This is a genomic window from Bacteroides luti, from assembly GCF_900128905.1.
In the GTDB taxonomy this organism is placed as follows: Bacteria; Bacteroidota; Bacteroidia; order Bacteroidales; family Bacteroidaceae; genus Bacteroides; species Bacteroides luti.
The window spans coordinates 45,762-56,895 of the sequence record NZ_FQTV01000002.1; the positions used below are offsets into that span (position 1 = coordinate 45,762).

Consider the following 11,134-nt stretch of genomic DNA (forward strand, 5'->3'; position numbering starts at 1 on the left):
GATTAATTAATATATAAATGTAACTAGTACATTTGCATATTGTTCATCAGGAATGAATTAAATATCTGAAATTTAACTCATTCCTGGTTAATGCTGCTACTTTATTGTTTTTAGTTTATACAAACCGCAGGCATGACTATTAAATGATTGTGAGAATTCTTTAGAGAAAGTTCCAACTTTCTTACCACTCCACATATCAGTTACTATACATTTACCTTTAATACCTAAGTCTGCCAGATTTACACTAACTTTCTGGGCAGCTTTGTCATCAGATAAGTTAAACAGAGCCAGATATGTTTCACCGGTTTTTGAATCTTTAGAAGTGATGGCTACTTTCTTGTCTTTTTGATAAAGCTGGCGAACATCTTTACTTTCGCGATGCATTTTCAATACAGCTTTATTGGTAAGCAGAGATAAGGTAAATGCATCATTGCTAGGAAGATCGCCACCGAAGATCAGTGGAGAGCGGAAAATGGTGAACAAAGTCATCAATGTATATTGTTCGTCTTTGGTTAAACGAGTCATACGATCGTTTCCTCTTTCACCACGAACAGAAATACGTCCCAATGGAATCATGTCGCAATCAGGCCATGTTCCCGGAGCAATATATGGATACCATTTCTGGCAAATATCAAAAAGATGAGTAACATGTCCCCAAGTATCCCATACATCATCTACCATACGCCACATATTTGCATGAGTACGAACGTGATCAGCATTCTCTATTGGAGTCTCTCCCGGAGAAGTACTTAGCACAATCTTACGTCCGCAATGATCAATAGCATTACGTATAAGATCAATCTCTCCCAGATGGTAAGGACGAGATAAATCGTCAATCTTAATAAAGTCTACTCCCCAGGAAGCATAAAGCTCGAATATAGAATTATAATATTCCTGAGCACCCGGTTTGTCGGCTACAATAGTATAGTTATCGTGCAGCCATTGGCATTGAAGTTCTGTAGAATAAATCTGATCAGCAGTAATACCGTTAGTCCCTTTAATAGGTAGCTTTTTCTCGACAGCCACTTTAGGAATACCGCGCATAATGTGAATACCAAATTTCAACCCTTTGGAATGAACATAATCAGCAAGTGCCTTGAAACCTTTGCCATCTTTTGCCGAAGGGAAACGATTCAGAGCCGGCATATATCTACCATATTGATCCATTACATAAATTGGATCCTTTTCATTATATCCTCCCGCCTTGTCGTTTTCAACAAACCAGCGAATATCAACAACAATATATTCCCATCCGTAGCTTTTAAGATTGGCAGCCATATAATCTGCATTGGCTTTAACTTCACTTTCTGTCACAGTAGGTCCGTAGCAATCCCAGCTATTCCATCCTATAGGTGGAGTCTGTGCCCATTGTTTAAATTCTCCTTTTTTAAATGATTTTGTTTGTGCTGATAATTGGGGTGAAGATACACTCAGCAATGCTGCTGCTGCAAAAAGTAGTAATTTGTTTTTCATAAGTTCAAAAGTTAGTTCTATTCTTTTGCCCAAAGATACAACTAAAATTTATGTTGAAAAGAAAAGATAAAGCCATAAATGGTCGAATTTTGATCATTTATGACTCTATTACATTGCTTTCCAGTTTTATGAACTTCATCCATAACAGGCTTATTTTTTATATTTTCCACCTGTAATGCTTCGGTACCATAATAAAGAACCTTTTTCAAGATCTCCTATATACGAGGTATTTCAACTACTTTGCATTTTCTAGCACAGTTGTAATCATCTCTTTGGTATAGAGACTTTCCGCTCCCCACATACTGGCAACAGCAGATAGTTTTTCAACTAATGCAGGAATATCTTCTTCCGGAATATTACCTTCTTTTAATGTTACAGGAGTTCCAATTTTTGAATACCATTGTTTTAAAGCCTCAATTCCTGCATCTGCTCCTTCAATATTGAATATGTTTTTAGCAAACTGCTCGAAGCGCTCAGGAAGATTGTTCTTTTGCCATTTCATCCATGCAGGAACAATAATAGACAGCCCGGCACCGTGAGCAATATTATACTCAGCTGATAATGTATGTTCGATAAAATGTGTATCGAAACGGTTATTTTCTACTCCGCAGAAAGTAGTGAAATTCAAAGCTTGTGTAGCAGCCCACGCAAATTCACCTCTTGCTTCAAGATTGTTTTCGTCAACCAATAGAATTTCAGTGGTACGCATTACAGTTTTAAGTATATTTTCAACGTGTCCGGCAATGAATTCAGGCAAATAAGTAGCTGATAAATACATGTCTAAACTATGAGCAAAAATATCTGCTGCCGAATAAACCAAATACTCTTTTGTAACAGAAGTCTGCAGCTCAGGGTTTATTACCGAAACGGTAGGGTATGTAGCAGCACCCGCAAGACTAAGCTTTTGTTTTGTCTCGTCTTTTGTAACAACAGCATAGTTGTTCATTTCGCTACCTGTAGCAGCAAGCGTCATAATATCGAAAATCTTTAATGCTCGGTCGGGCACAGCTTTATAAGTAAAGAAATCCCAAACATCACCTTCGTATGCAGCTCCTGCAGCAATAGCTTTTGATGAATCCAGTACAGAACCACCACCAACAGCAAGTACAGCTTCGAGGTCTTTCGTTTTAGCCAGCTGAATACCTTCATATACCTTGCTCAATAACGGATTACTCTGCACACCGCCTAATTGCTCAAAGTTTATTCCATTATCAGATAAAGATTTTGCAATTGTATCAAACAAACCACTCTTTTTTATTCGTTCTGAACCATAAACGATTAATACTTTTGATACACCATATTCAGCAATATATTTTCCTATGTTTTTCTCTTTGCCCATTCCGAATTCTATGCGGGTAGGATTGTAGTATGTGAAATCTTTCATTTTAATTATTGTTTAAATTGTTTTTATTTAGTTTAAAATCTTGCGTTGCTTAACCATTTCACAATTTCAGGATCACGATGATCCAGGAAACTACTACTCTTCATATCAAGTGATATAATTGCATCCATATCTTCCTCTGCTAGCTCAAAATCGAAAATATTGAAGTTCTCAATGATTCTTTCCTTGTGAATCGATTTTGGAATAACCACAATTCCTCTTTGAGTTAACCAGCGAAGAATAATCTGTGCAACACTCTTTTCGTATTTCTGTGCAATCGAAATCAGTAATTCATTTTTGAAGATATTATTTCTGCCTTCAGCAAATGGTCCCCATGATTCAATCTGAACATTATTCTCTTTCAGGAATTTTGCAGTCTCAATTTGCTGACAGAACGGATGAGTCTCAATCTGATTCACTGCAGGAACTATCTCATTATGAAGAATCAAATCTATTAAACGGTCCGGCTGAAAGTTGCTGACACCTATTGCTTTGATTTTGCCTTCGTGATAAAGTTCTTCCATAGCTCGCCAAGAACCATAAACATCTCCAATGGGTTGGTGAATCAAATACAGATCCAGATAATCTAACTGTAAATTGTTTAATGACTTCTCAAAAGCTTTCTTTGTATTCTCGTAACCGGCATCCTGAATCCAAAGCTTTGTGGTGATAAACAACTCTTCTCTTGCTACACCACTTCTTTTGATAGCTTTACCCACAGCTTCCTCGTTTCCATAAGCAGCGGCAGTATCAATTGACCGATAACCGGCAACTATAGCATCATAAACACTTCTTTCACATTCTTCGGCATCAGTAACCTGATAAACGCCAAATCCAAGGATTGGCATTTCAACGCCATTATTTAATACTACTTTTTGCATAATTATCTTTCTATAATTTATTGTATCCTAGTTTTTTATTCACGATGCAAATTTATCCTCTATTTTTTAAGTGATTGTTATACAAATTACTGATATGCATACCATTATTACAGATACATTTTATTTAAGTTTTTTCCACCATTGAGAAAACTGCTGAGTAGTCTCTTTTAAGTTTACCGGTTCGCCAATCATCGGAGTTAGTACCGGAATTTTGTAATGGTTGGCATCCTTTACCTGTTTATTCAATGGCTCATCCCATTGATGTGCTGCCAAAGCAAACTTTGAATTATGAACAGGTAATAGACTCTTAGCTTTCAAATCAAGAGCAACCTGAAAAACCTGTTCGGGCAGTAAATGAATGTATTTCCATCGCTGGTCATATTGACCTTGTTCCAGTATAGCTAAATCTATGGGACCAAACTTATTTCCTATCTCTTTAAAATGCTTATCATATCCGCCATCGCCTCCAATAAATATTTTCATGGATGGAGTTTGAAGTACAAAAGAAGCCCAAAGAGTTTTATTTCTCTTTAAACCGCGACCGGAAAAATGGCGTGCAGGAGTGGCGGTAGCTATCCAGTTTTTATCTAAATCAGTGTGCTCATACCAATCCAATTCAGTAATTGAAGCCGGATTATATCCCCAATATTCAAAATAAGATCCAACTCCCAATCCGCAAATTACTTTTTTTACATGCGGTTTAATCTTTATCACAGTTTCATAATCCAGATGATCCCAGTGATCGTGCGTGATAAAAAGATAATCAATATCCGGAATATTTTCTGCTTTATAAGCATCAGAGCCTTTGAAAGCTTTAATCATCCATGAAAAAGGAGATGCATGATCATCCAGAACCGGGTCGACCAAGATTCTTTTTCCATCAATTTGAATAAAATAAGATGAATGTCCCAGCCATACCAATACATCTTTCTGAGGATCGAGGCTGGCTAGATTTGTTTTGATAACCGGAATGGAATCGAGGGGAGTAACCCGTTCTTTCTTTCCGAAAAGGAATTTGTATATAGCTGTCAGCTGACTATCCTGACCGGTAAATGTTGGCGTAACAGACTGATTCTGAAATTCACCGTTCCTGTAATTAGGAGATTGTTTGATTCTTTCCAATCTTTCTCCTTTAGGAAGTTTTCCAAAATTTGTTCTGCCCAGGACTATATAAGATACTAGAGATAAAAAGAATAATGTTGTAAATGAGATATACATAATACGTTTCATAAATTAACTCTATTAAAAGAGGCTGCCTGTTATGAGGCAGGTTCTTTCTACTTTTATTTTTTAACGAAATAAACTGAAGAACAATTTATTTATTCAGGAATAACTTCGTTTAAGCATTTTAATGCATTCAGCGTGCGAGGATATCCAATATATGGTAAAAGCTGTGTAGTTACACTCAACAATGTTTCTTTGTTATTACCCACATTTACATTACCAAGAATATGTCCTTTTACCTGTGATTCAGTGCCACCCATGCTGATGAGCATGGAGAAAGTTAAAAGTTCTCTTGTCTTTGTATCTAAACCGGTACGGGTTTGATAATCACCGAAACAGTTTGCCGATAAGTACTTTTGTATATGCAGCTGATTCTTTGGTGATTGTTCGTACATCTTGTCAATAATATCTCCAAAAATCTCTTTCTGAAGAGCCAATCCTTTCTCCAAACGGTTTTCGGGTGTAGTGGTTGATTGTCTTTTTACCGGTAATTCAATTCCCCTTTCCTTTAGTATTTCGTTGGCAGCATAAATAAAATCTATCACTTTGGCTACTCCAACATAAGCAACCGATTGATACAGAATTTCCTTAATTTCAACCGGTGTAACGCCCACATTGAGAGCCCCATTTACAAACATTTTATATTCCGTAAGTGCACCCTGAGCAATGGTAGAACCCATAATCATCATCACCCGGGTTTTTGTGTCAATGTTACCATAGCTAATAACCTCGTCAAAAGCCCAGTTATCGAATATCTCAATCAATTCTGGATCTGTTTTAGCTGCTTTTGATTCATAACCGGGCCATAGCTCTTCATGATTCTTAATCGCTGCTTTAGTTAGGTTAATCTCCTTACTGCTTGAAGCAGCAGTTGCTTTTTTATATTGTTCATCATTCACAGCCTCTAACCATGTATTTTTGTTAGTCTGAGGATTTGTTTCAATTGCCAGATGCGAGAACCAACTATCAGGAGCAGCTCCATGCCAATGAATCAGATTAGCCGGAATCTCAACCACATCGCCTGGTAAAAGCAAACGTGCCGGTTCACCTTTTGCCTGATAATATCCTTTTCCACCTACCACAACAAGAATCTGACCACCAGTATGGCTATGCCAATTGTTGCGACAACCCGGTTCAAATGTTACATTAGCTATAGGACAATTCAGATCTTTATTTTTTGTCAGCGAAGCCAGATAAGCCTGTCCTATAAAGTATTTAGAATACATTTCTGGCAATTTGTCTCCCACAGGAAAATTACTTATTTTGGGAATTTCTTCTTTCATATTTTGTGCATTTAATTGATTGTTTTGACTGAAGAATAAAATTGCAGCAACCATTATTGTGACTAAGTTCTTCATCTTTATTTCATAATTATATAAATTACTTCAAAGTATTCATATCAATAGCATTTTAAATTATACTAATCATTATCAACCATCTTTTGGCTGCTTTCAGGATATCGATGTCCAATAATCTTAATTTCTGCTAATGCAGTTTCAATCTGAGTTAAATCATCCTTATTTAATTCAAGATTTGCAGCTCCTACATTTTCTTCAAGTCGGTGTATTTTTGTTGTTCCAGGAATTGACACAATCCATTCTTTTTGAGCGTGAATCCATGCTAATGCAACTTGTGCAGGTGTAGCCTCTTTTTCCTGAGCAATTTGGGTAATCAACTCAACCAATGCTTGATTCGCTTTTCGGTTTTCAGTATCAAATCTAGGTACTCCGTTACGAAAGTCTTTGGAATCGAATTCTGTATTTACATCAATTTTACCTGTTAAAAACCCTTTGCCAAGAGGACTGAAAGGTACAAAGCCAATTCCTAGTTCCTCAAGAGTTTCAAAAGTCTTTGTTTCAGGTTCCCGCCACCACATAGAGTATTCGCTTTGCAAGGCTGACACCGGCTGAATAGCATGAGCTTTACGAATATTGGTAGCTCCAGCTTCAGACATACCAAAGTATTTTACTTTACCTTCCTGAATTAAATCTTTAACTGTACCGGCAACATCCTCAATAGGAACATTCGGGTCAATTCGATGCTGATATAGCAAATCTATGACTTCTACATTTAATCTTTTTAAAGAACCTTCTACAGCCTGACGGATGTACTCTGGTTTACTGTTTAAACCAACAGGCTGACCATTCTTAAAGTTAAAACCAAATTTGGTAGCAACTACAATTTCGTTTCTAAATGGAGCAATCGCCTCGCCAACAACTTCTTCATTGGTAAAAGGGCCATATATTTCGGCAGTATCAAAAAATGTTACACCTAATTCGTAAGCTCTTCTAATTAATTTGATAGCCTCTTGCTTATCTGTAGCAGGGCCATAACCAAAACTTAAACCCATGCACCCTAATCCTAGTGCAGATACTTCTAATCCCTGAGTACCTAATTTACGCTGTTTCATATATATTAATGTTTAAATTTGAAAAAATAGTCTTATTTCAGCTTCGAAATAATCACGTTGCAAAATTATGTCGGATTTCCGGGGTGAATGTTATACATTTTACTGATATGCATACCATTATTACAGATACCAGCAGTCTTATGAATTAAATAACAAAAAAAGTTCTACTTTTGTCTTGCAACTAATATATAAATGCTTATGAATGAGATTATAAAAATAGATAATATATGTGATTATAATGCCTTTCTCGGACTGGAAACATTGCACCCATTAGTTAGTGTTGTTGATATGTCAAAGTCTAACAAGATAACACATATGCGTCATAATTTTGGCTTTTATGCCATATATCTGAAAGATGTAAAATGCGGAGATCTGATTTATGGACGTAACTATTATGACTATCAGGAAGGAACGTTGGTGTGCATTGCACCGGGGCAGGTTCTTGGTGTTGAAGACAACGGCGAGTACTACCAGCCAAAAGGCTGGGCATTGTTGTTCCATCCGGACTTGATTCGTGGAACTTCTCTTGGACGAAATATGAAAGAGTACACATTCTTTTCTTATGAGGTCAATGAGGCTCTTCACTTGTCAGAGCAGGAGAGGGTTGTTGTTATTGATTGCCTGCATAAAATAGAACTGGAATTAAATCATTCAATTGATAAACACAGCAAGACATTAATAACATCGAATATAGAACTGCTACTTAATTATTGCAAGCGTTTTTATGATCGCCAGTTTATCACTCGTGAACATATAAATAAAGATGTAATTGTCCGGTTTGAGAATCTGCTCGGAGATTATTTTTCGTCAGACAGACCACAGAACATTGGTCTGCCTACCGTAGGATACTGTGCCGATAAGCTCAATCTATCAGCAAACTATCTGGGCGATTTGATAAAGAAAGAAACCGGAAAATCGGCTCTGGAGCATATACAGCTAAAGTTAATCGAAACCGCAAAAGATATGGTTTATGACACAAGTAAATCGGTTAGCGAGATAGCTTATGAGCTGGGCTTTAAATACCCTCAGCATTTTAGCCGTCTGTTTAAGAAACGTGTTGGTGTTTCACCAAATGAATATAGAGTGCAGCATTAAATTTGTAATAAATACATGGAAGGAGAAAATTACCCCTTCCATGTATTATTTAATTAAAGCGGTCTAACCGGAATACAGATATCCAGAATAAATTTCTTTTCCGGGTGCTCATTATGATCATTGTAATATAACTCATAAGTACTGCCATCCCCCGGCTGGTATCCATTTTCTGTAAACCACAAACACATCGTATTCCAGGCTTGTTCGAATTCATTTACTGTAATTTCAAAATGTCCTACAGCGTATTTTCCCCCTTCAACAATCATTTTACCAATCTCTCCGTCTACTTTAACATCTTCATTAACGGTGATACAAGCATCCTGACGTACATTTTCAATATCGGTAATTGAAGGATCGTCATGATAAACGGTCAGCGATTTAGTTTCCGGAAAGTTCAGTAAACCTCTTGGTCCTGCCCATTTCATTAATTTGTCATACGCATAGCAGATGTCTTTGAAAGCACCTTTGTGACGACAATAAACAACTCTCATCTCCGGCATTTCTTTAATTTCAATCTTTGTGTTCATAATAATTAATTGTTTTAAATTGATGCTGCAAAGTTGCAAATCAATACTGTGATGTTGTTGATTATTCTTGCTGAACACTTTACCATCCTTGCTATAATAAGAACCATTAATGAGAAGAAAAGCTTTTTCTCTGTTTCTGAAATCCGTAGCCGATGTATTGAAATACTTTCTGAAAGTTCTGCTAAAGATAGACACACTGCTGAATCCGCAGTTATAGGCAATTTCACTGATAGGAATATCTTTATATTCCCTGATTAATGAAGCCGCTTTTTCAATTCTTATTCGTTGAATGAAAGCTGATAAACTCTCGCCAGAGAATAAAGTAAATATCCGATGGAAATGATATGGAGACAGATTGGCCACACCCGCTACCGTTCCTAAGGATAGAGGCTCGTTTATATGGTTGTCTATGTAATCCATTACCTTATTAATCCTTGCAATATATTCCTGTTTGCTTTGCTCTTTAACGCTCATATCTTTGTTTTTCAGTGAAATAGCAAAGGTAATTCAATTCCCGGTTTTCTGTTTTACTTATCTTGCTCTTTTGTTTCCCTTGATAATTATTGTTTTGAATAAATTGTCGAGAATCCACAGGTATGAGTTGGTTATATATTTTTTATCTTCCAGTCTTTTACTTATTACGTAATATTAGAATCAAAAAAGTTAGAATAAGCATAATAAACTGAATAATAAATACGGGATATAAAGGGCCGGATTCTGCAAATCTATATATAAAACTAAAGAAATTGATCGGTATAGTAATTAGAGAAAATGGAAATACCCAGTCCCCATTAAATCTGTCTTCTGGATAAACTGAACAAATCGTTAGAGTTCCAATTCCATTATATATTAATGCAATCCAAAATTCTAATTTATTTGTTTTATATAGTTCTATTAATTTATTCATTTGATGTATCTCTTTTTTTTATAAAAGTTAGAATAATTCCTATTAAATTTATTAACCAATGTAATCCAATTGCAAACATTAAATATACGAGCCAAACAAGACTTGAACCTCCAGCACTATTAAATGCCAGATTGTAGAAAAAGAATCCACTATATAATCCTAAAACAGTTAGGTTAATGATACATGATTTTAGTCTCTCTTTACTTCTTAAAATCAAGGTAAGAAGTGTTAAAGCATAAATAGCAAAGCAACATAGTAAGATTAAATTGTCTTCTGTCATGGTCTTTTTTTTAATACTATCTTTTTTATTCGATAATCCAAAGTTTATCACTTATAACAAACTGAAAAATTACAATTCTGTCTATAAGTTTTTATTTCTGGTTTCAATCTCTTACCTCTATTTTTACCTTGATTAACGAGTTGATAAATTCGACAATTGCGATTGTCAAGGTAAGCATTATAATTGTAGTAATACTCGTTTGGATGAATACGTTTTTTTATAGCGGTAAAATTCTTTTGTAGCCTTGCAATGCAGCTATCTGAATCTTCTATTGGCTCATTTGAATTATATGTAGGCCAAAGAGCTTTGAATATAGGTCCATCAGTTTCTCTTATAACCTGACAATGAAGCAAAGATATAATTGTTTCATCAAGAACCTTTGCACCAGTATCTATAGTATCGTTGAGATTTAAAATATTGATAGCCTTGGTGATTTCTTTTTCAAATGTAGTATTTATTCTCTTTATTCCTTCAATCGGTTTGTCAAATTCAAAATTCCAATAATCACGATATGTGTTTGAAAAGAGTGGAATTGCATAATAATCTCCTTTTGGATTTATTAGAATCATAATTTGTTGTTGATCTTCAATGCTGTCGGGAGTAGAATACAATTGAAGTTGAAATTTATTCTTATCGTATATTACGGTCCTTACCAACTTATAAAAATCTAACTGATTAGATTTTCCTCTAGGCAATTGAGGGAACTTATTAGTCAAATCAGAAATTGCCTTTTCGATATTTGCTTCTGCTGTTCTTGGCTTACAACTCGAAAAAGTTATCAGTATTAATAACTGAAGAAGAGATATTTTAAACAAAGGTGATTTCATGATAAATTCTTTTTTGTTTTAGAGTTACTACTAATGACTGAAGTTTTTGGGCTGTATTTCCTTTTATTCGCAATATTTCTTTATAGCGTCAGTTATCATTTGTTTCGTATCTCCAAGTTCGTAACCCTT

General features: G+C 35.5%; 10 protein-coding genes. 1 reads left to right on the forward strand and 9 read right to left on the reverse strand.

Translation table 11 applies throughout. The features are described 5' to 3' along the window. Positions 1–96: 96 nt before the first annotated feature. The 6 genes from BUC21_RS02010 to BUC21_RS02035 all read right to left on the reverse strand — a co-directional run bounded on the left by BUC21_RS02010 (position 97) and on the right by BUC21_RS02035 (position 7,369). Positions 97–1,473, reverse strand: a complete 1,377-nt coding sequence (locus tag BUC21_RS02010) for a glycoside hydrolase family 27 protein (RefSeq protein ID WP_073398860.1) — start codon at positions 1,471–1,473, stop codon at positions 97–99. Between the two features lie 235 nt (positions 1,474–1,708). Beyond that, positions 1,709–2,857 (reverse strand): iron-containing alcohol dehydrogenase, encoded by a 1,149-nt coding sequence (locus tag BUC21_RS02015; protein ID WP_073398861.1) that lies wholly within the window; start codon positions 2,855–2,857, stop codon positions 1,709–1,711. Positions 2,858–2,889: 32 nt separating this feature from the next. Further along, positions 2,890–3,735, reverse strand: a complete 846-nt coding sequence (locus BUC21_RS02020) for an aldo/keto reductase (protein WP_073398862.1) — start codon at positions 3,733–3,735, stop codon at positions 2,890–2,892. A 120-nt stretch (positions 3,736–3,855) separates the two neighbouring features. After that, positions 3,856–4,965, reverse strand: a complete 1,110-nt coding sequence (locus BUC21_RS02025) for an MBL fold metallo-hydrolase (protein WP_217653499.1) — start codon at positions 4,963–4,965, stop codon at positions 3,856–3,858. Between the two features lie 89 nt (positions 4,966–5,054). Further along, entirely contained in the window at positions 5,055–6,317 is a 1,263-nt protein-coding gene (locus BUC21_RS02030) for a cupin domain-containing carboxymuconolactone decarboxylase family protein (protein ID WP_083547554.1), read from the reverse strand. A 62-nt stretch (positions 6,318–6,379) separates the two neighbouring features. After that, complete coding sequence (locus BUC21_RS02035; protein WP_073398864.1) at positions 6,380–7,369, reverse strand: aldo/keto reductase; 990 nt, start codon at positions 7,367–7,369, stop codon at positions 6,380–6,382. A gap of 198 nt (positions 7,370–7,567) precedes the next feature. On the opposite strand from BUC21_RS02035, the gene BUC21_RS02040 reads away from it, so the two are divergent. Beyond that, positions 7,568–8,464 (forward strand): helix-turn-helix domain-containing protein, encoded by an 897-nt coding sequence (locus tag BUC21_RS02040; protein ID WP_073399167.1) that lies wholly within the window; start codon positions 7,568–7,570, stop codon positions 8,462–8,464. Positions 8,465–8,517: 53 nt separating this feature from the next. On the opposite strand, the gene BUC21_RS02045 is transcribed toward BUC21_RS02040, so the two are convergent. The 3 genes from BUC21_RS02045 to BUC21_RS02060 form a co-directional block, all read right to left on the reverse strand. Further along, a complete protein-coding gene (locus tag BUC21_RS02045) occupies positions 8,518–9,465 on the reverse strand; it encodes an AraC family transcriptional regulator (protein WP_073398865.1) in 948 nt (315 codons plus the stop codon). Between the two features lie 425 nt (positions 9,466–9,890). After that, the gene (locus BUC21_RS02055) at positions 9,891–10,178 is read right to left on the reverse strand and encodes a hypothetical protein (protein WP_139261197.1); all 288 of its coding nucleotides are present in this window, start codon (positions 10,176–10,178) and stop codon (positions 9,891–9,893) included. Positions 10,179–10,225: 47 nt separating this feature from the next. Then, positions 10,226–11,005: a hypothetical protein gene (locus tag BUC21_RS02060; RefSeq protein WP_073398868.1), complete on the reverse strand. Its 780-nt coding sequence runs from the start codon at positions 11,003–11,005 to the stop codon at positions 10,226–10,228. Positions 11,006–11,134: the final 129 nt, after the last annotated feature.

Coding starts and splice junctions, on each gene's coding strand:
- BUC21_RS02010 (WP_073398860.1), bottom strand. CDS start 1,473: ATGAAAAACAAATTACTACTTTTTGCAGCAGCAGCATTGCTGAGTGTA.
- BUC21_RS02040 (WP_073399167.1), top strand. CDS start 7,568: ATGAATGAGATTATAAAAATAGATAATATATGTGATTATAATGCCTTT.
- BUC21_RS02020 (WP_073398862.1), bottom strand. CDS start 3,735: ATGCAAAAAGTAGTATTAAATAATGGCGTTGAAATGCCAATCCTTGGA.
- BUC21_RS02060 (WP_073398868.1), bottom strand. CDS start 11,005: ATGAAATCACCTTTGTTTAAAATATCTCTTCTTCAGTTATTAATACTG.
- BUC21_RS02035 (WP_073398864.1), bottom strand. CDS start 7,369: ATGAAACAGCGTAAATTAGGTACTCAGGGATTAGAAGTATCTGCACTA.
- BUC21_RS02045 (WP_073398865.1), bottom strand. CDS start 9,465: ATGAGCGTTAAAGAGCAAAGCAAACAGGAATATATTGCAAGGATTAAT.
- BUC21_RS02025 (WP_217653499.1), bottom strand. CDS start 4,965: ATGAAACGTATTATGTATATCTCATTTACAACATTATTCTTTTTATCT.
- BUC21_RS02055 (WP_139261197.1), bottom strand. CDS start 10,178: ATGACAGAAGACAATTTAATCTTACTATGTTGCTTTGCTATTTATGCT.
- BUC21_RS02030 (WP_083547554.1), bottom strand. CDS start 6,317: ATGAAGAACTTAGTCACAATAATGGTTGCTGCAATTTTATTCTTCAGT.
- BUC21_RS02015 (WP_073398861.1), bottom strand. CDS start 2,857: ATGAAAGATTTCACATACTACAATCCTACCCGCATAGAATTCGGAATG.